Source organism: Streptodolium elevatio, assembly GCF_040649515.1.
Lineage (GTDB): Bacteria > Actinomycetota > Actinomycetes > Streptomycetales > Streptomycetaceae > Yinghuangia > Yinghuangia elevatio.
In genome coordinates, this window is record NZ_JBEZFP010000023.1 from 65,902 (window position 1) to 84,689 (window position 18,788).

The window sequence follows — 18,788 nt, forward strand, 5'->3', positions numbered from 1 at the left end:
GCAGGGGCAGCCGTAGCACAGGCAAGACGGCCGGTGGCGGTGAGTGCGACGTACCCGTGCGACGACGACCGGATCGCCCGCGCGCGGGCGGCGACGCGGGAGTTCTTGGCCCGCACCGCGACGGTGTTCCCGGGTACGGTCTCCCGCCACGCCGAGGAGGCGGCGCAACTGGTCGTCAGCGAGTTGGTGACCAACGCGCGCAAGTACGCCCCCGGTCCCAGCCACCTGACCCTGACCCGCACCGCAGAAGCGGTGCACGTCACGGTCGAGGACACCAGCCCGCACCTGCCGCGACCGCACGGCACCGACCCGTTGCGGCCCGGGCAGCACGGCCTCGAAATCGTCGTGGCGCTGTGCCGCGCACTCGACGTACGCCGCGCCGCGGCAGGCAAACGCGTCACCGCCGTACTCGACCTCACCCAGCCCCGCGCCGCATGAACACGCCACCACCCGTGGACCCGACCGCCACAACCCGGTAGCCGAACCCACGCGCGCGCGTCGCGTCTCCGGCAAACACCTTGCAAACCAACGGCGTTCACCCCTGCCCCCGGGCTACGGCCGGGATGATCCGTGCGTCAGGCGCCGCCCCGTCCGTCGGTCAGGCGCCTGCCCCGCTCCCGCCCTGGGTGGCCGCCCCGGACTCGGCGAGCAGGTGGACGACGCCGGCGGAGTTCCTGATCCAATGGGCCCTGGTATCGAGGTCGGTCAGGGGTTCGACCTCGTCACACGGATGGATGCCGATGTCGGCCATGGCGATCGTCGCCGCGTCCAGGTCGTCGGCGTGGAGTTGAAGCCACAGGTCGGGTAGGGGTGGCGGCCGGTCGGTTCGTCGAACTGATCACACCCGCGTCGTCGAACCGGCCGAACGGCGCCGTCGCGGGGGGCCGCCCAGGCTGTCGGCGACCGCGCCGACAGCTGCCGCCGGACCGGGCGTCCTGACGTTGGCTGTTCGTCCCTACGAGGTCCTGCTGCGCACCCGACGGCGCCGGCCTGGCAGGGTCCAGGCCGGCGGACGGGCGAGCGCATCACGCAGGTACGGCGAGCGGCGGGTGGTCGAGCACGCGGGGCTTGTACTCGACCAACTGGATGCGGCCGTCGAAGGTGCGGTGGTCGATCATCTCGAGGGCAACGTCCGGATAGCCGTCGTAGATGCGTTCCTCGCCCGTGGCCCCGGTGATCACCGGGAACATCACGACCCGGAAGCGGTCGACGAGTCCGGCGCGCAGCAGTGACCGGGACAGGCTGAGGCTGCCGATCGTGCTGAGGAGCCCCGAGCCATTCGACTTCAGGGCGCGGACCGCCTCGACGGCGTCGTCGCGGACGAGCGTGGAGTTGGCCCACGTCAGCGGCTCCTCGAGTGAGGAGGAGAAGACCACCTTGGACGCCTGCGTGAGCTCGTCCACGGATGCCTCTTCTTCGGGCCTGAAGTCGTCTTGGCCATCCGGGACCTCGCCCGCGGCGAAGCCCGACATCAGGCGGTAGGTGTTGGCTCCCATCAGGTAGGTGACCTCCGGCTGCTCACCGAGCCATGCGAGGTACTCCGGGCCCTCAAGGCCCCAGAACCCGGGCCACCCCTCTCCCGATGCGTAGCCGTCGAGGGAGGTGATGAAGTCGACGAGAAGCTCCGACATGGCGGCGTCCTTTCCTAGAGTGTCACCAGCTTGGACCGGTCAGGAGCGCCAAACTCATCGGCAGCGCCGAGGTGCGGTGAGAAAAACCCGGCACGCTTCAATACGAACGAACCGGACTCGGCAACGCCCCCACCAGCGCCGCCGGCACCGGGTCGTGGTCAGGAGTTCCGGGCCGCGTCCGCGCGTACCCGGGAGGGTTCGGCGGTTCAACCCGTGCCCTCACAGGAAGTTGTTGGGCCAGATGAGTGTGCGCCACATGTGGGCGGCGGGGCTGTTGTCGAAGCCGAGGCCTTCGGCGGGTTGGTGGAAGTGGCGGCCGATGACGTCTTCGAAGTCGCCGATGTCCAGCCGCGGGGCGGCCCCGTCGAAGGTGTAGACGTCGTTCACGGTGACCAGCCGCGCGGTGGGGTACCAGGGGTGGCTGCGCGCCTTGGCGTAGATGTCGTGCAGGTAGGCCGGGGGCGTGTACGAGGGCCCGAAGAATCGCAGGTAGGCCTCGGGATACTCGTAGCCTGCGGCTTCGTCGGGAAAGAACCGCAGGACCTCGTGGTGGCGGATGGCCCAGGCGACCTCGGCGTCGACGTACGGCTCGACCATCTGGGCACCCCAGTGGCCGTGGTGCGCGCGCAGGAGCCCGCCGACGCCCAGGTCGTGGAGCAGGCAGGTGAGCACGACCGTGTCGCCCATGCCCAGTTCGCGGGCGCGGTGCGCGCTGTGGAGCATGTGCCGGACCGCGAACGGGTCCAGGCGAAGGCGGTAGAAGTCCGCGAGCGTGGGGCGTTCGGGCATCCGGGGCAGCGCCGGGTTGTCCCCCATCATGAAGACCGCGCCCTCGGGCAGCGAGGCGAGGTTCTCGAAGTCGCTGCGGTACGCGTCGCTGCCGAGCGTGCCGATGACCGGGGGGACGATGACACGGTGGCCGGTTTGCCGGCTGGGGACGTCCACGAGTTGGACGCTGCTGTACTCGATCACGGTTGGCGGTTCTCGTTCCTTCTGCCGGGCTGCCTGGCCGGGGTTCCGTATCCTGTCCGAGTCCACCGGACCGGCCATCCGGTTGGTCCCGGTAGTCGTAACGCCCGCACACGACGCAACTCCACGGTCCGGCGACCGGGTCCACCCGAACGGCGCAGAAAGCGGCAGCATCGAGACCGGGCGCGCGTACCTGCCGTTGTCGACGACGAGGTGAGACCTCACGGTCGTGTCTCAGAACATGCGCCCTGACGCGGCGCTACCGTCACGAGGGTGACACGAACCAATGCCGACCGGCGGTGGTCCGAGTCCATGCCGGCGGCCTACGAGCAGTACCTCGTGCCGGTGGTCTTCCGGCCCTTCGCCGAGGACCTGACCGCCCGGGCGGCGGCACTCCGCCCTGGGCGGGTCCTCGAACTTGCCGCGGGGACCGGCGTGTTGACGTCGAGCTTGCTCGCAGCGGCCCCCTGGGCCGAGGTGACGGCCACCGACCTGAACGAGGCCATGGTCGCTTTCGGCTCGGACCGGGCCCCGGACGCGGTGTGGCGGCAGGCCGACGCACAGCGGCTGCCGTTCCCGGACGGCGGCTTCGACCTGGTGGTCTGCCAGTTCGGCGTGATGTTCTTTCCCGACCGCATCGAGGCATTCACCGAGGTGCACCGGGTGTTGGCCCCGGGCGGCCGGTTCCTGTTCAACACCTGGGGTCCGCTCGGGACGCACTCCTTCGAAGTCGCGCTACAGGCCGGGCTGGAGCGGGCCTTCCCGGCCGACCCGCCGCGGTTCTTCGCGACGGTTCCGCACGGCTACTCCGACCCGTCTGTCGTGGCCGCCGATCTGGCCGCCGCCGGCTTCACCGTCGAGGACGAGCAGGAGCTGACGCTTCAGGGCCAGGCCGCGTCGACCGCCGACCTTGCCATCGGGTACCTCACCGGGACCCCGGTGCGCATGGCTGTCGAGGAACGCGGCGGCGGACCGGCCGTCAAGGCCACCGTCGTCGAGGAGATGACAGCCCGTCTGGGCCCGGGGCCGGTCACCGCCCCGATGACGGCGTACGTCTTCCGCGCCGCAGCCTGAACGCCGGACGCATCGACAGACCGCTGATTAGGGGCATGACCACCGACCTGTCCGCAGGTCGGAAGGCTCTTCGTAATGTGGATGTGGCGATCGGTGCCGCGGGACGGCCAGGCCGGGACAACCGAAGGACGCACGTGATCGACACCGGCGACATAGGCGTCTTCCTCGGCTTGGACGTCGGGGAGAGCGAACACCACGCCACCGCCGTCGCCCCGGCCGGGAAGAAGGCCTTCGACAAGCGCCTGCCGAACAGCGAACCCAAACTCCGCGAAGTCTTCGCCAAACTCAAGGCCAAGCACGGCACCGTGCTCGTGGTGGTCGATCAGCCCGCCTCGATCGGTGCCCTTCCTATCGCGGTCGCCCGCGACATGGGCTGCGAAGTCGCCTATCTCCCAGGCCTGACGATGCGGCGGATGGCCGACCTCTATCCCGGCGAGGCCAAGACCGACGCCCGCGACGCCTTCGTCATCGCGGACGCGTCCCGCTCGATGCCGAACACCCTGCGGTCGATCGAACTCGCCGACGAGACTATTGCCGAACTGCAGATGATCGTCGGCTTCGACGACGACCTGGCCGGCGAGGCCACCCGCGTCAGCAACCGCCTTCGCGGCCTGCTCGCCCAGATCCACCCGCACCTTGAACGCGTGCTGGGCCCGCGAATCCAGCACCCCGCCGTCCTCACTCTGCTGGAGCGGTTCGGCTCCCCCACCCAGATCCGCAAGGCAGGCCGGCGACGGCTCGTCACGCTGATGCGGCCGAAGGCCCCACAGATGGCCGAGCGGCTGGTCGAGGACATCTTCACCGCCCTGGACGAACAGACCGTCGTCGTCCCGGGCACGGACGCGGCCGCCCTGATCGTCCCGAGCCTGGCCGGACCCGGTGTCTGCGCTGGTGAGCGCTTCTGGTGGTCAGGCGGCCGCGCGGGGCGGGCGGCGGGCGAAGGTGCCTCCGGCTGCGGCGCACACGACGGCGGCGAATGCCAGTGCCGCCGCGGCTCCCCCGGGCGTGGGGTCGGTGCCGGCCAAGGCGCCCATCACCGCGACGCCGAGCGTCGCGCCGGTCTGGCGCGCGGCGTTCAGGACGCCGCCCGCGGATCCCGCGGTGCCCTCGGGCGCCGCGGCGACGACCGCGGCCACCAGTGCGGGCAGCGCGAACGAAATGCCGAAACCGGTCAGGAGCAGCCCGCCGGCGAGCACCGGGTAGGGCGAGGTGGCCCAGGCCGCGGCGGCGAGGACGAGCCCGCCCACGGTGAGCAGCGCCATCCCGGCCAGAATGGGCAGGCGCGGGCCGGTCCGGGCCACGATGCGCCCGGTCACCGGCGGGTTCGCGACGAACGGCAGGGTCAGCGGAAGAAACGCGAGCCCGGTGGCGACCGGACCGAGCGCGTGTTCGTGCCGGAGCAGCAGCGGTAGGACGAACAGGTCGCCCGCAAGGGTGAAGTTCACCGCGGCACCGACCCCGAGTCCGGCCCGAACCCCGCGGCTGCGCAGCAGGCCACCGCCGAGCACCGGCGCGGTACTGCGGCGTTCCAGCCGCCTGAACACCGCGACCGCAGGCACCGTCAGCACACCCGACGCCGCGGCGTGGCCCCAGGCCGCCGAGCCCGCGGCGATCACCGCGTCGGTCGGCACGGCGAGCACAAGGCATGCGGCGCCCTGCGCCCACCAGTCGATCCGCTGTCGGCCCCGCGGGCAGACCACCGCAGGACCCACGACCGTCAGCAGGACGACGGCGGCGATCGGTGCGTTCACGACGAAAATGGCGCGCCAGCCGCCGAGTTCCACGAGCAGCCCGCCCGCGACGGGACCGGCCGCGACCGCCGCGCCGCTGATCGCCGCCCACGCCGCGACGGCCCGGGTGCGCTCGCCCGGATCCGGGTAGAGGCGCGCCACCAGGGCCAGCGACGCCGGTACGACGGCAGCCGCCGCCACCCCGAGGAGTGCCCGCGCGGCAATGAGCGTGCCCAGGCCGGGCGCTGCGGCGCAGGCCAGCGAGACCAGACCGAACGCGGCGGTACCGGCCTTGAAGACACGGTGCGCGCCGTACCGGTCGGCGACCGCGCCCGCGGACAGCAGCAGGGCGGCGAACAGCACGGTGTACGCGGTCGTCGCCCATTGCAGGCCGCTCGTCGACGCGCCGAGCGACGCCGCGAGGTCGGGCTCGGCGACGGACAGCACCGTGAGGTCGAGCAGCACCATGAAGTAGCCGAGCGAGATGCCGACGAGTTTGAGGAAGCGGCGGCGGCTCGCCCGGCGCCCGGCGGCGGCCGCGTCGGGACGGTCGGCGTCAGAACGGCCGGCAGCAGGACGATCGGCAGCGGCGTTCCGCGGGTGTGCGGGCACGGCGGCAGGGGGTGGGACTTCGGTCATGTGCGGCACTCTTCCGCCGGGCCAACCGGGGTTCCACCGGGGAATCCGCACGCTCCGTTCGGAATTTCCGAACGCGGACGGCGGGTTGGCATCGAGCATGGAACTGCGCCAGCTCACGACGTTCGAGGCCGTGGTGCGCCACCGTACGGTCACGGAGGCCGCGGCCGCCCTCGACCTCGCCCCGTCGACCGTGTCCGAGCACATCCGGGCGCTCGAACGTTCGCTGGGCGTGCCGGTATTCGTCCGCACCGCACGCGGCATGCGCCTGACTGCCGCCGGCGAGACCCTGACCGGTTGGGCGCGGCGCCTGCTCGACCAGGCCGAACAGGCCCGCCGTGAAGTCGCCGACGCCCGGCATGTCCTGCGGCTCGGCGCGCTCGAGACGATCGCCGCGTCGCATGCGCCGAGCGTCCTGACCCGGATCGCCGCCCGTGACCCGGGCCTCGCCGTGGACGTGCGCCCGTCCCGCAGCCGCGACGAACTCATGGCGGACGTGGTCGGCGGAGAACTGGACGCGGCACTGGTCCTGGACACCGGGGAAGCCCTCGGCGGCCTCGGCTTCGCACCACCCGCCGACGCGCTGTCGTTCGCCGACGTCGAGCCCGTGCCGCTGGCGCTGGTCGCCGCCCCCGGGCACCCGCTGCGGGACGCGGCCGTCCTGACCGTCGAGGACCTTCGCCGACGCGGTGAACGGCTGCTGACGAACGTCCCGAACTGCTCGTTCCTCCTGGCCGCCGACCGGCTCTTGGGCCCGGCACTTACACGCGTCCGGGCCGAGGGGGTGCCTGTCATGCGGGCCTGGGCGGAACAGGGCGTCGGCATCGCCCTCCTGCCCGAATTCGCGGTCACTCAGTCCCTGCGCACCGGGACCCTGATCCGGCTCGCGCTCCCCGCACCGCCCCTCCAGTTGCGTCTGGTCTGGCGGCGCGGGGAAGAAGTACGGGCGGACGTGCGCGGGATGCTGTACGCGGTCGCGGCGTCGGCCCTCGGCAACGGCGCCTGAGCGGCGTTGCGACGGCCGCCCCGGCGCGCCCGACTCGCTCTTCCGTACGCACTCGACGTGCCCGGGCGCCGGGGCGGTCGGGGTCGGGCCGGGTACGTCGGCGACGCGGTCCGCGCAGCAGAGGGCGGCGGCCGGGTCTGGGTCGAGGAACAGTTCGCCGACGGACACAGGTGTTCCAGGTCATGGAGACGACCGATGGGCGGCGGTCACGATGCTCGGCGCCGACGCGGAGCGCAGCCCTTCCCGTTCGCGGCATCTGCCTGCTTCTCCGGGCTCGGCACCGGGGGGCCGTGGGCTGGCGGCGCGGGGCGGGAGACGTGGCGGAGTTCCCCGACCGGATGCGGCGACCGAGTTGGATTTGCGCCACCACACGCTGTGGATGCTCTCGCAACTCCCGCCCCGGCAACGCAATACTCTCGCCGGAGTCGGATCAATGGCGGGGGATGCCGTGGGACGTGTCGAAGTGATCGAACTCGAGGCCGGCGACGTCGATGGGTTGCGGGCCGCGTTCGCTCGCGTGGGGCACGGGCACGAGACGGTCGTACGCATGCCCCAGCGCGCCGGTTTCACCCTTGCGGCGCCCTTGCCACCGATCGACGGCCAACTCACGCTTGAGGGCGGCAGCATCGAGCGGGACATATTCAACGCAGAACGAAACGCGGTGAATCCGGTGCGCTTCGGTCTCCTGCGCGTACGTCGCGGCCGCCTGCGGCTCCGTGGGACCGAGCTGGGGGGTGGCGCCGCGGACCTGGGGTCGGCGATCCACATCGGTCCGGGCTGTGAGTTGGACGCAGAAGGAGTATTGATCGGGAGCTGCGGCGGAATGCGGCCCGATCGCCCGCGGGGCAGCGCCGTCTTCGTCGCGGGTGGAGCGTCCGCGACACTGCACCGGACGTTGTTCGCCTACTGCGAGGGCGCGGTCTGGTCCGCCGGCGCATTCGTGGCGACCAAGACCAGGTTCAAGGAGTGCTCCATCCCGGGAGCCGACCCGCCGGAGTGCGACGTCTACATCGCGGACGGCGCACCGACCCCGCGACTGACCTCATGCATCTTCGGCCAGTACGCGATCGGCATCAGCTTCCCGGTGACCTCCGGACTGATCCTCACCGACGTCGAGTTCGGCACCGGCTGGTACGCGTTCCAAGCGCGCGGCGGCGCCAACCCGGCACTGGTCGAAGCCATCAACGCCGAGGGAACCGCCGAAGGGGGAACCGACGTACGCCGCCCTGCCTACACCAAGACCTTCCCACCCGTCACGTGATGGAGCAGCGGTCCGACGGCGAAGCCGGAAGGGCGCGCTGATCGGATCTAGCAACGGGAGCCGGCAGGGCCGATGAGGACGTGCCGGAGGTGATCGGGAGGTAGCGTCCTCGGCATGGACATTCGCACCACCGTCGAGCGGGCTCGACGCCTCAAGCAACTGCACGCCCAGTACCAGCCGCTCGTACTGCCGACCGTCTGGGACGTGTGGTCCGCGCGGACTGCGGCCGCCGCCGGATTCGCCGCGCTGACGATCGGCAGTCATCCGCTCGCCGACTCCCGAGGCGCCGAGGACCAGGAGGGGCAGACTTTCGAGGAAGTGCTCGCCGCTGTCAGGCCGATCATCGCGGCCGTGGACATCCCGGTGTCCGTGGACCTCGAGGCCGGGTACGGGCAGCAGCCCGCGGACCTCGTCGCCGGACTCACCGAGGTTGGTGGCGTCGGCCTCAACGTCGAGGACACCGTCCACTCGGAAGGCGGACGCGTACGCAGCACGCAGGAGCACGCGAGTTATATCGCCGGCCTGCGCGCGGCGGCCGACGATGCGGGGATCCCGGTCTGGATCAACGGACGCACCGACCTCTTCATCCACACGCAGGACCCCGCCGGCGTCCTCGATGAGGCGATCGAACGGCTGCGCGCCATGGCGCAGGCCGGCGCCGACAGCGTCTACCCGGTGCGTATCCAGGACAACGACGAACTGCTCACGGCTGTGGTCGACGCCGTCGGCGTGCCGGTGAACTCCACGGCCCACCCCGTCAAGCACGATCTCGAGCGCTTCCGCCGCCTCGGCGTCGGCCGGATCACGTACGGCCCGCTGCTTCAGATGGCGGCGACCGACGCGATCAAGGAGATGCTCGGGCCGTGGGCCCCCTGAAGCGCTGACCGAGCGCGGGCACGCCGTAGGCGGACGTCCGAAGCTCCTGAGGGGTGCCCATCGTCCCGCCCGCCGCTGGGCGGTCGATGGGCACCCCGCCGCGTCAGGCCGGCGAAGCCTGACAGTTGACCTTCTCGCCGCCCGCGCTCGTCTCGTCACCTACGCGTCCTGGTCGCCGAACGAACTCGCCCGCCGCTATGCGGCACTTCGAGCCGCCGCGCCGCGCAGCCTTGCCCTCTCCGACGCCCAGCCGTGTCGGCAGTTCCGGGTGACCTCGTCGCCCGGGGCTTCGCCGTGTCCCACGCGGATCAGCCCGGCGTTGGTGGCAGCGTCAACTGGCGGCCCGCAGCTTTGACGTCCGCGACGAGGACGGCCCCGGTACCGCCCCATACGTTTTGCCGACCAGGCGCGAATGGAGAGCGGAGCCCAAGGATGAGCGAACTGATCACGTCGGAGTCCACGCGGTCGGCGCCCGGGGCGGGCAGACGTACGCTCGGCGTGCTGCCTCTGGTCGGGATCTTCTTCTTCACGGTGTCCGGAGGCCCGTTCGGGCTCGAAAACTCGCTCTCCAGTGCCGGGCCGGGCCTGACCCTGTTGATGATCGTCCTGATACCGGTGGTCTTCGGTGTGCCTAACGCCCTGGTGGCAGCGGAGTTGAGTGCCGCGATACCGGTCGACGGCGGCTACTACCACTGGACGAAGATCGCGCTCGGGAGAGGTGCGGCATTCGTGTTCGGCGCCTGGAGTTCGATCGGGTCGGTGCTCAACCTCGCCCTCTACCCGATCCTGCTGGTGGACTACCTGGCCACGTGGGTTCCGGACATCGCCCGCGGAGAAGGCCTGGTGGTCGTCGACCTGTTCCATGGCGGATTCGTCGTGGACCTGCACTGGATCGTCACCGTCGCGCTCATCCTCCCGATGGCGTACCTGAACTACCGCGGTTCCAAGGCGGTGAGCGAGTACTCGATCGGGATGATGGTGGCGATCCTCGCCCCGTTCGCGGTGCTGACGGTCCTCGGCATCTGGCATGCGGTCGCCAACGGGATCAATGTGTTCTCGCCCTTCGTGGTGCCGGACCAAAGCGTCCACTCCTCGGTGGCCGGCGCGCTCAGCGTGATCGTGTGGCTCTACCTCGGCTTCGACGGCCCGAGCACCGTGCTGGGCGAGGTCGCCGACGCGCACCGGACGTACACCCGGGCCCTGCTCATCGCGGTTCCGCTGATCATCGCCGCCTACCTCCTGCCCACCATCGCCGCCATCGGCAGCGGGCTGCACCGGGGTTCGCCCGCCGACTGGGTCGCGGGCGACTTCGTCGTGGTCGGCGAGGAGCTGGGCGGAGTCTGGCTGAAGGTGCTGATCTCCGTGGGGTCGGCGCTCTCCCTGGTCGGGCTGTTCATGGCAATCCTGCTGACGAGCACCCGGGTCCCGCGGGCACTCGCCGCGGACGCGTACCTGCCGCGCTGGATGGCCCGGGACAGCAGGCGGTTCCACACGCCGGTGGGTGCGCTGATGGCGAGCACCACCGTCGTCATCGTGCTCGCCGCGGTCGACTTCAGCTCGATCCTGCGGGCCACGGTGCTGCTCACCCTGGCCGCCATCCTCCTGGAGTTCGCGGCCTTCCTGGTCCTGCGCTGGAGGTATCCGCAGATGGTCCGGCCGGTTCGGGTCCCCGGCGGCTGGCCCGGCGCGGTCCTGGTCGTCCTGCTGCCCACGTCGATGATCGTGTACCTGGCATGGAGTACGGCGGTCGACGAACGCGCGACGTTCGGTACGAGTGTCGCGGTGGCGCTGCTGGCCGTGCTGCTGTACCCGCTGTGCCGGCGGTTCGTCAAAGGCGACCGGCCGGACGCCGAGATCGACTCCTCCCGGATCGAGCTGGGTCCGGACCGCTTCGCGGGATTCGGTGCGCGGAAGGCGGACGGCTGATGGACGTGCAACGGGTGCTCTCGGGACTTGCCGAGCAGTTGCGGGCCCGGTGGCCGGTGCCGGGAATCGCGATCAGCGTCGTCGACGGGGCCGGCGAATCGGCTTTCGTCACCGCAGGGTTCGCCAACGCGGAGGCCAAGACGCCGGTTACGCGTCGCACGCGCTTCGAGATCGGTTCCGTCAGCAAGACCTTCACCGCCTTCCTGTTCGGCGTACTGGCGGACGAGGGGAAGATCGACCTCGATGCGGCGGTCGCCGACCACCTGCCATGGTTCGCCCCGAACGGCGGCTCCCGCGCGATCACCGTCCGGCACCTCCTGCAGCACACCTCTGGCCTGGTGGCCGGCGCCGACGCGCTGCCCGATGCGGCCGCACGGGGCTACGCGCTGCGCGATGCGCCGACCTGGGCCGAACCGGGTGAGTTGTTCCACTACTCCAACGAGGGCTACAACCTGCTGGGGTTGATCGTCGAGCAGGTGACGGGGCAATCGCTGGCGGACGCCATGGCCGAACGGCTGCTGCGGCCCCTGGGCATGCGCGACTCGGCGGCGCGGATCATGCACGAGGACACCGCCGAACTCGCCACCGGGTACCGGTTCCTGCGCGACGACCGCCCGCCGCTGCCGTCGGCTCCACTCGCGCCGGCCGGCTTCTTCGAGTATTCGTCGGCCGACGGGAACGTACTGGCAACGGCGTCCGACCTGGGCCTGTTCGCGCGCATGCTACTGGGCCGGGGCACCCTGGACGGCATCACGGCCATCGGGCCGGAGCGTTTCCGCGAGCTCCTCACGGTGCCGGCCGACACGGCCGATTCCGGCTACGCGTGCGGCGTGGACGTGGAAACGATCGACGGCCGCACCTGGGTGACACACGCCGGCGGGATGGTCGGATACCGCTCGCACCTCGCCGCCGACATCGACGGCGGGCACGGTGTCGCGGTGCTGACGAATGCACCCGGTGAGTGCCAGATCGTCGACCGCTTCGCCCGCCACGTGCTCGCTGTCGTGCAGGGAGCCCCGGCCGACCCGGCGCTGTTCGACCCGGAGCGAGTTCCCGACGCCCGGCGGTACGTCGGGATCCACGGAACTGGGCCGCGTCGGATCTGCGTCGAGTCCGCGGGGGACGGGCGTCTTTCACTCACCTCGGAGGGGATGACCGGCAGGCTGTACGACACGGGGGACGGACGGCTGGTGTGCGATCACCCGGGATGGTCCGCCTACCACCACTCGTGGGACGAACGCTGGCTCTACGGACCCGAGTCGCTGGGCCCCGACCCTTCCGCGCCGAGTTCCGCACCGCATGCGCTCGAAGGCCGCTACCGGAGCTACACCCCCTGGTATCCCGGTTTCAGCGTCGTGCAGCGGGCCGGACGGCTGCACATGATCGCCGCGACCGGTGTGGAAGCGCCCTGCGACGAACCCGAACTCGTCCCGCTCGACGACGGGACGTTCCGCATCGGAGCCGACCCCCGCCTACCGGAGCGCCTGACGTGCGGGCCCGTCCTGGACGGCGCGGTGCTTTGGGTCGACCTGGACGGGTGCCGCTACACACGCTCGTTCCGGGATCAACCCGCGCCTTGAGCGGCGCCCGTCCGCAGCTCGCGCACCCGGAGTTGGAGGTGCGCGAGCAGCATGGCGTCGGCATCGGCGAAGTCCAGCCCGGAGACCTCGCGGATACGGCGCAGCCGATAGCGCATCGTGTTGGGGTGGATGTGCAGGGCTTCCGCCGCGATGTCGGTGGCTCCCGCGGCGGCGAGATACGCAGCCAGGGTCGCCGCCAGCGGACCGTCCTGGCCCTCCTCCTGACGCAACCGTTGCAGCGCGCCGCCGGCGTCCGGCAGGCCGAGCGCCTCGGTCGCATCGGCGAGGTGCAGCAGCAGCACCGCCAGCGCCATGTCCCCGACGGTGCGCACGGCCGGTCCGCGGACGGCCGGATGCCGCAGCGCCCGCAACGCGGCATCCGCCTGCGCCCGCACGTCGGCGATCCGGCCCGTCGATTCGGCCGGGCCGCCGACGGCGACCACGTAGTCACCGGCCAGGGGGGTCCGCGTGAGGAAGTCGCGGGCCAAGGCGGCGGCCGACTCCAGGGGCGTGGCGTGTTCCACCGGCCAGGCAGCCAGCACGTACACCACTCCGGTGCCCGCCACCAGGGCTGAACGAGGGTGCACGGCCGCCAAGAAGTACTCCAACGTGTCCGCGAACCGGCGCAGCCCGGCGGCGTCCAGCGCGTCGGAGCCCGTGCTCCCGGCCAGCCGCGGGGCCGCGGCCAGGACGCAGACCGGACCGGGGCCCAGCTGCAGCCGGCTCGCCTCCACCGGGTCGGCCGCCCCGCCGAGTACCGCGGCGGCCAGCTCGCTGCGCTGGCGGCGGGCATAGCTGGTCTCCGTACGCAGGCCCACGAGTTGCAGTGCGACCACGGGCGCGAATTCGCGCAGCCGAGCCGTGGCGGCCTCGCCGAGCGGCCCGGCGACGGCGGCCCAGATGTAGCCGAGGACGTCCGACCCGGCGCGGACCGCGATCGCGACCCTCGCCAACTGATCCGGCCCGGTCGCCTCCATGTACACCGGTTCGGTGCTGGCGTGGAGCCGCTCGAACTCCTGGCGCTCGCGCTGTTCGGCGAGCGTCCGCTGATGCACGGCCCGCCCCAGGATGGTCTCGATCCGCTCGGAGTCGGTTCCGTCCTGCCCCTGCGACCAGGCGACCAGCGCGGAGAAGCGGTCCTCGATGGTGACCGGGGCGCCGACGGCTTCGTAGACCGCGTTCGCCAGCGCGAACAGCTCCGCGCCGCTGTCGGCCGAGCGTACGCGCGTCCTCGCGTCCGCGAGCAGCTGCTCGCGCACGGTCGTCGCCACGTGCATCCAGGACGCGTCCTCGTTGACCTCGATGATCGCCGGCGTGTCGTCGGCGGACGGCGGCACCGGGGCCTTCACCGCCAGCACCTCCGCGCCGGCCTGCCGCATGGCCGCGGTCAGCTCGCGCATCTCGGCCTCCGTGGTCACGCCGACCCCCAGGACGACGCATCCGGGTCCGAACCGGGTCGGCGCACCCGGGGCGTGGATGGCGACGTCGGTGAGCGGACCGCCGCTTCCGGTCCCCTCCTGGACCAGGCGCAGCAGCGCCGGACCGATGTTGTCGACGAGCTGGCGGACTGGCTGGTTCCCCCGAGCGCCGGACTTCCGCATGGTGCACTCCCGACGCGAACGACTGTTGTGGGCGTCAAGTCTGGGAGACCCGTATTGACGATGTCAACGATGATCCGGAGCGGTGGAAGCGCGAGCATGGCACGAGAGCAGAACGGATCACAGGCACATGGAGCGCGGATGGCAGCGACGCAGACGCAGGCAGAGCGGGAACTGCTGGGGCTGTTCCCGCCCGGGACCACCCGGGACGGGAGCGGCGGGCTGGTGATCGGCGGCGTACCGGCGGCCCAACTCGCCGAGTCCCACGGCACCCCCGCGCTGGTCCTCGACGAGACGTCGGTACGCGCCCGGGCCCGCCGGTACGCCGACGGCCTGGCCGCCCGTTGGCCGAACTCCCGCGTCGCCTTCGCCTCCAAGGCATTCCCCTGCACCGCCGTCATCCGGCTGCTCGCGGAGGAGGGCATCGGCATCGACGTGGCCGGCGGCGGCGAACTGGCCATCGCCCTCACCGCAGGCGCAGACCCGGCCGGCCTGATCATGCACGGCAACGCCAAGACCGACGAGGAGTTGCGCCTCGCCGTGGAGGCCGGCGCCGGGACGGTAGTCGTCGACAACTTCGACGACATCGACCGGCTGGAGAAGCTCCTCGCCGGCACCACGGCGGAGCAAGGAGTACTGGTCCGGCTCACACCGGGTATTCGCCCCGACACCCACGCGGCCGTGTCCACCGGCCAAAACGGTTCCAAGTTCGGTCTGTCCCTGGCGCAGGCCCGGGTGGCGATCGCGCGACTGCGCGGCAGCGACCGGCTGCGGCTGGACGGTGTCCACGTACACATCGGGTCACAGATTCTGGACCTCGCACCCTTTGTCCAGGCCGTCGAAGCGGTCGCCGAACTGGGCGAGTTCGCCGTCTACGACCTGGGCGGCGGCCTCGGCTCCCGCTATACCTACGCCGACCGACCGCCCACGGTGGAGGCGTACCTCGACGCCGTCACCGACGTCGCCCGGCGCCTGCTGCCCGCCGACGCCCGCATCCTCATCGAACCGGGCCGCTCGATGGTCGCCGAGTCCGCCGTCTCGTTGTACCGGGTCGTCTCCGTCAAGCGCAGCGAAGGCCGCACTTTCGTCGCCGTCGACGGCGGCATGGGCGACAACCTCGAAGTCTCCCTCTACCAGCAGCGCTTCGAGGCCGCCCTCGCCGACCGCCCGACCGGCGAGGGCGAGCTGTGCCACGTGGTGGGCCGGCACTGCGAGTCCGGCGACACCCTCAGCGCCGGAGTCCCGCTGGCGGACCCGCGCGTCGGGGACCTGATCGCCGTACCGGTCACCGGCGCCTACACCTACGCGCTGAGCAACAACTACAACGGCGCGCGGCGCCCGCCGGTGGTCTTCGTCCGCGGCGGCGCGCACCGCGCCGTGGTGCGCCGCGAAACGTACGCCGACCTGATGCGCCGGGACCTCCCCTGAACGTTGTTGCAGAGGTCCGATCGGGGGTGGTTCCCGCAAAGAGGCGCCGACCGGGCGGGCACGGTGATTCTGCCGGATCCGGAGCCCGGCCACCCGCGCAGCGGGTCAATCTGCCGCGTTCGGACGCCCGTCTCTGTCCGAGGGATTGTCGGACAGGTCGTCGGGCAGCAGAGGCCGCATGAACGTCCGCTCGTAGCGAAGGACGCATCCGCTGTCGTCACGGATTCGGTCCGCCTCGACGAAGTCCGGATCCACCCCGAACCGGGCACGATACCGCTCGTACGCAGCCAGGCTGGGAAAGCTGAAGAGCGCCGGCGCGCGGTCGCTGGCCCCTTCCCCGGGGAGGAAGTAGCCATGGTGTGTTCCGCCGTGGCGACCGACCAGGTCCATCCACGAGCGGGCGAACCGCTCGAACGCTTCGATCTTGGCGGCATCGATGGTGTAGTCCACAACGCAAGTGATCACTGTTCCGCCTCGCTGGCTCCGTGCGGGCAACTCGGTCAGCGTACGGCGTCGTTGTCGCGGGCGGTCCAGATGGCCAGGGCGGCGAGCAAGGCGCAGGCGCCGCCAAGCCAGAGCACGCCCTGGAGGGTGAGCATGTCGACAATGATGCCGCCGACCAACGCGCCGAAGCCGATGGACAGGTTGAACACCGCCACCCACAGCGAGGAAGCCGCTTCGACAGACTGCGGGGCGGCCTTGATCATCCAGGTCTGGAGGCCCACGGACACACCCCCGAAGGCCAGACCCCAGACGATCAGCAAGACGGCACCACCGACCATGGTCTGGCCCAGCAGCACGAAGAGCGGCATCGCGACCGTCATGGCTGCCGCGATGGTGAGCACGCTGCGGTGCACCCGGCGGGACAGGGCCGAGCCGGCGACGAAGTTGCCGATCATGCCGGCCGCGCCGAATCCGAACAGCAGCGGACCGACGTAGCGCTCGTCGATCCCCGACAGCTTCTGCAGCGCCGGGCTCACGAACGTGTAGGCGGCGAAGTGCCCGAACACCAAGAGCACAGTTGCGATGATCCCGACGCGTACGCCTGGATTGCGGAATTGCTCCATCAGCAGCTTGGGGCGGATGGCCTGGGAGGCGACCAGCCTCGGCAGCACGGCCACCAGGGCGATCAGGGTGACCAGAGCCAGGGCGCTCAGCGCGGAGAAGGCAACCCGCCACCCGGTGAGGTCGCCGACCAGGGTGCCGAGCGGGACGCCGAACACGTTCGCGGCTCCGACACCGCCGAAGATGACCGCGGTGGCGCGGGGCACGTCCGCAGGCACGACGAGCCGGACCGCCAGGCCGGCGGCGACCGCCCAGAAGCCGCCGACGGCTATGCCGACCAGCACGCGGGAGCCCACCAGCACCGCGAAGTTCGGCGCCAGGGCGGATCCCAGGTTCGCGACGGTCATCAGAGCCATCAGCCCGAGGAGCAGGACGCGGCGGTCCAGCGACCCGACGATCATCGGGACCAGCGGTGCCGCGAACCCGGCGACGATGCTGGGCACCGTCACCATCAGGGCCGCCGTCCCCTCGGAGACCGACAGCGCGGACCCCACGGACGTCAGCAGACCGATCGGCAACTGCTCGGCGGTCACCAGGAGGAAGGTGCCCAGGGTCACCACGGAGACCGCCGACCAGCGGCTCTTGCCCGGCAGCCCTGGTTCCTGTGTCCGGGCAGGGGTCTGTTCTGCGGTCGTCAACGAAGCCTCCTCCAGCAATTCGGGAGCGATCGCTCCCGTATGCGGTGACACTAATATGGGAGCGAACGCTCCACAAGTTGGGTAGGGTGAATCCATGGCACGCCCCCGACAGTTCGACGAGGAGAACGCGGTCACCTCGGCGACCCATCTGTTCTGGCGACGCGGCTACCACGCCACCTCGGTGCGCGACCTGGGCGACGAGCTGAAGCTCACACCCAGCAGCCTGTACCGGACGTTCACCGACAAGCACACGCTCTTCGTGCGCGCACTCGACCGCTACCGGGCCACCGAGTCCCTTGAGGCCCGCCGCCGGCTGGACGCGACGGACCGTCCGGTCCGGGAGGTGCTGCGGGAATGGCTGCTGTGGCTGGTCACCTGCCCGGCCGACGGCGAGTCAGGTCGCGGCTGCTTCGTGGTCAACACCGCCACCGAACTGGGCACCACGGACGAGAAGGTCCAGCAGCGGACCGAGGCCGCGTTCGAGGTCACGCGCCAGGCGTTGCGCTCGCTCCTGGCCGAGGGCCGCGACCATGGCGAGTTGTCCGGCGACCTCGACACCGACGCCGCCGCCGAGCTGTTGTTCACCACGGTTCTCGGTCTGCGGGTACGCGAACGAGCAGGCCACGACCTCGAGCATCTGACCACCGCCATCGATTTCGCGATCCGGACTCTGGGACCCGCTCCCGCGGCATCTTGCTGACCCGTCGCCGCGGCAGCGTCCGCGCCACGGATGGTGCCGCAGTTGTGGTGACGGTTTCGCCCCGCCTCCGCCCCGGTGGTCTGAACCTCGTACTCGATGAGTCCTCGCCGCGATGCCGAGCAAGGGTCAGCGCTGTTGGCTCCGCGAGGACGCCGGCCGCGGATTGTGCCGCGAGGCCCTTGAACGCGGGAAACGCTGCGGTCGCCGCGCGAGAGAGTGCCGGAGAGGCGTTGGCCGGCGTGCTTACGCCGGGGAGGCTCACCGCATGGTTCCTGTTCGCGCCCGGGGCGGGGCGCCTGTGGCGTCCGGCCAGGAACCCCACCACCGTGGAGATGACCGCCTGTTCGTTTCCGCCGGGGAAATGCCCGCTACCGGCTGAGGAACGACGATTCGGCCCCCGCGCGTCGTGCCATGGCGCATGTCCGGACACCGGTCATGGGGCTGCCAGGAGGATGGCCGTGTAGTGCGCGGTGAAGCCGGCGATGGTGAAGGAGTGGAAGACCTCGTGGAAGCCGAACCACGACGGCGACGGGTCGGGACGCTGAAGCCCGTAGACCACGGCGCCCGCCGTGTAGAACAGGCCGCCCGCAATGACGAGAACGACGACCGCGGTACCGCCGGTGCGCGCGAAGTCCGGCAGGTAGAAGACAGCCACCCACCCCAAGGCGAT

General features: G+C 71.1%; 17 protein-coding genes and 1 pseudogene. 10 read left to right on the plus strand and 8 right to left on the minus strand.

The genetic code is table 11. The annotated features are described in order from the left end of the window. Positions 1-33 precede the first annotated feature (33 nt). Complete coding sequence (locus AB0C36_RS11955) at positions 34-438, plus strand: ATP-binding protein (protein WP_358352681.1); 405 nt, start codon at positions 34-36, stop codon at positions 436-438. Between the two features lie 587 nt (positions 439-1,025). On the opposite strand, the gene AB0C36_RS11960 is transcribed toward AB0C36_RS11955, so the two are convergent. Together AB0C36_RS11960 and AB0C36_RS11965 are read right to left on the minus strand one after the other, a co-directional pair. Beyond that, on the minus strand, positions 1,026-1,631 hold the full coding sequence (locus AB0C36_RS11960) for a dihydrofolate reductase family protein (RefSeq protein ID WP_358352683.1): 606 nt from the start codon (positions 1,629-1,631) through the stop codon (positions 1,026-1,028). Positions 1,632-1,850: 219 nt separating this feature from the next. Beyond that, a complete protein-coding gene (locus tag AB0C36_RS11965; RefSeq protein WP_358352684.1) occupies positions 1,851-2,603 on the minus strand; it encodes a hypothetical protein in 753 nt (250 codons plus the stop codon). Positions 2,604-2,912: 309 nt separating this feature from the next. On the opposite strand from AB0C36_RS11965, the gene AB0C36_RS11970 reads away from it, so the two are divergent. Then, on the plus strand, positions 2,913-3,674 hold the full coding sequence (locus AB0C36_RS11970) for a class I SAM-dependent methyltransferase (protein WP_358352714.1): 762 nt from the start codon (positions 2,913-2,915) through the stop codon (positions 3,672-3,674). Positions 3,675-3,808: 134 nt separating this feature from the next. Next, positions 3,809-4,546, plus strand: a pseudogene (locus AB0C36_RS11975) (IS110 family transposase); the annotation flags it as partial. Between the two features lie 36 nt (positions 4,547-4,582). Here the strand turns inward: AB0C36_RS11975 and AB0C36_RS11980 are convergent. Then, entirely contained in the window at positions 4,583-6,043 is a 1,461-nt protein-coding gene (locus AB0C36_RS11980) for an MFS transporter (RefSeq protein WP_358352686.1), read from the minus strand. An 85-nt stretch (positions 6,044-6,128) separates the two neighbouring features. Here AB0C36_RS11980 and AB0C36_RS11985 point away from each other — a divergent pair, with 85 nt between their 5' ends. Next, on the plus strand, positions 6,129-7,046 hold the full coding sequence (locus AB0C36_RS11985) for a LysR family transcriptional regulator (protein WP_358352688.1): 918 nt from the start codon (positions 6,129-6,131) through the stop codon (positions 7,044-7,046). A 430-nt stretch (positions 7,047-7,476) separates the two neighbouring features. Here the strand turns inward: AB0C36_RS11985 and AB0C36_RS11990 are convergent, their stop codons facing one another. Further along, positions 7,477-7,812 carry a hypothetical protein gene (locus tag AB0C36_RS11990; protein ID WP_358352690.1) on the minus strand — a complete coding sequence of 112 codons (336 nt, stop codon included), beginning with the start codon at positions 7,810-7,812 and terminating at the stop codon, positions 7,477-7,479. Positions 7,813-7,869: 57 nt separating this feature from the next. Between AB0C36_RS11990 and AB0C36_RS11995 the strand changes: the two genes are divergently transcribed. From AB0C36_RS11995 to AB0C36_RS12010, 4 genes are all read left to right on the plus strand, one after another. Further along, positions 7,870-8,307, plus strand: a complete 438-nt coding sequence (locus tag AB0C36_RS11995) for a hypothetical protein (RefSeq protein ID WP_358352691.1) — start codon at positions 7,870-7,872, stop codon at positions 8,305-8,307. Positions 8,308-8,421: 114 nt separating this feature from the next. Next, positions 8,422-9,183: an isocitrate lyase/PEP mutase family protein gene (locus AB0C36_RS12000; RefSeq protein WP_358352693.1), complete on the plus strand. Its 762-nt coding sequence runs from the start codon at positions 8,422-8,424 to the stop codon at positions 9,181-9,183. A gap of 432 nt (positions 9,184-9,615) precedes the next feature. Further along, the gene (locus tag AB0C36_RS12005) at positions 9,616-11,109 is read left to right on the plus strand and encodes an APC family permease (RefSeq protein ID WP_358352695.1); all 1,494 of its coding nucleotides are present in this window, start codon (positions 9,616-9,618) and stop codon (positions 11,107-11,109) included. Continuing rightward, a complete protein-coding gene (locus tag AB0C36_RS12010) occupies positions 11,109-12,689 on the plus strand; it encodes a serine hydrolase domain-containing protein (RefSeq protein ID WP_358352697.1) in 1,581 nt (526 codons plus the stop codon). The genes AB0C36_RS12005 and AB0C36_RS12010 overlap by 1 nt, the downstream gene beginning before the upstream one ends. On the opposite strand, the gene AB0C36_RS12015 is transcribed toward AB0C36_RS12010, so the two are convergent. Then, the gene (locus AB0C36_RS12015; RefSeq protein WP_358352699.1) at positions 12,674-14,290 is read right to left on the minus strand and encodes a helix-turn-helix domain-containing protein; all 1,617 of its coding nucleotides are present in this window, start codon (positions 14,288-14,290) and stop codon (positions 12,674-12,676) included. The genes AB0C36_RS12010 and AB0C36_RS12015 overlap by 16 nt on opposite strands. A gap of 138 nt (positions 14,291-14,428) precedes the next feature. On the opposite strand from AB0C36_RS12015, the gene lysA reads away from it, so the two are divergent. Further along, the gene (gene lysA / locus AB0C36_RS12020; protein ID WP_358352701.1) at positions 14,429-15,715 is read left to right on the plus strand and encodes a diaminopimelate decarboxylase; all 1,287 of its coding nucleotides are present in this window, start codon (positions 14,429-14,431) and stop codon (positions 15,713-15,715) included. Between the two features lie 105 nt (positions 15,716-15,820). Here lysA and AB0C36_RS12025 read toward each other — a convergent pair whose 3' ends face one another. Then, the gene (locus AB0C36_RS12025; protein WP_435839029.1) at positions 15,821-16,165 is read right to left on the minus strand and encodes an NIPSNAP family protein; all 345 of its coding nucleotides are present in this window, start codon (positions 16,163-16,165) and stop codon (positions 15,821-15,823) included. 50 nt (positions 16,166-16,215) lie between these two features. Continuing rightward, positions 16,216-17,418 (minus strand): MFS transporter, encoded by a 1,203-nt coding sequence (locus AB0C36_RS12030; RefSeq protein ID WP_358352705.1) that lies wholly within the window; start codon positions 17,416-17,418, stop codon positions 16,216-16,218. A gap of 94 nt (positions 17,419-17,512) precedes the next feature. Here AB0C36_RS12030 and AB0C36_RS12035 point away from each other — a divergent pair, with 94 nt between their 5' ends. Beyond that, the gene (locus AB0C36_RS12035) at positions 17,513-18,118 is read left to right on the plus strand and encodes a TetR/AcrR family transcriptional regulator (protein ID WP_358352707.1); all 606 of its coding nucleotides are present in this window, start codon (positions 17,513-17,515) and stop codon (positions 18,116-18,118) included. Positions 18,119-18,551: 433 nt separating this feature from the next. Here AB0C36_RS12035 and AB0C36_RS12040 read toward each other — a convergent pair. Beyond that, positions 18,552-18,788, minus strand: a 237-nt coding sequence (locus AB0C36_RS12040) for a hemolysin III family protein (RefSeq protein WP_358352709.1), incomplete at its 5' end; no start/stop codon positions are given.

Coding starts and splice junctions, on each gene's coding strand:
- AB0C36_RS11960 (WP_358352683.1), bottom strand. CDS start 1,631: ATGTCGGAGCTTCTCGTCGACTTCATCACCTCCCTCGACGGCTACGCA.
- AB0C36_RS11995 (WP_358352691.1), top strand. CDS start 7,870: ATGCGGCCCGATCGCCCGCGGGGCAGCGCCGTCTTCGTCGCGGGTGGA.
- AB0C36_RS12015 (WP_358352699.1), bottom strand. CDS start 14,290: ATGCGGAAGTCCGGCGCTCGGGGGAACCAGCCAGTCCGCCAGCTCGTC.
- AB0C36_RS11970 (WP_358352714.1), top strand. CDS start 2,913: ATGCCGGCGGCCTACGAGCAGTACCTCGTGCCGGTGGTCTTCCGGCCC.
- AB0C36_RS12005 (WP_358352695.1), top strand. CDS start 9,616: ATGAGCGAACTGATCACGTCGGAGTCCACGCGGTCGGCGCCCGGGGCG.
- lysA (WP_358352701.1), top strand. CDS start 14,429: ATGGCAGCGACGCAGACGCAGGCAGAGCGGGAACTGCTGGGGCTGTTC.
- AB0C36_RS12010 (WP_358352697.1), top strand. CDS start 11,109: ATGGACGTGCAACGGGTGCTCTCGGGACTTGCCGAGCAGTTGCGGGCC.
- AB0C36_RS12000 (WP_358352693.1), top strand. CDS start 8,422: ATGGACATTCGCACCACCGTCGAGCGGGCTCGACGCCTCAAGCAACTG.
- AB0C36_RS12035 (WP_358352707.1), top strand. CDS start 17,513: ATGGCACGCCCCCGACAGTTCGACGAGGAGAACGCGGTCACCTCGGCG.
- AB0C36_RS11980 (WP_358352686.1), bottom strand. CDS start 6,043: ATGACCGAAGTCCCACCCCCTGCCGCCGTGCCCGCACACCCGCGGAAC.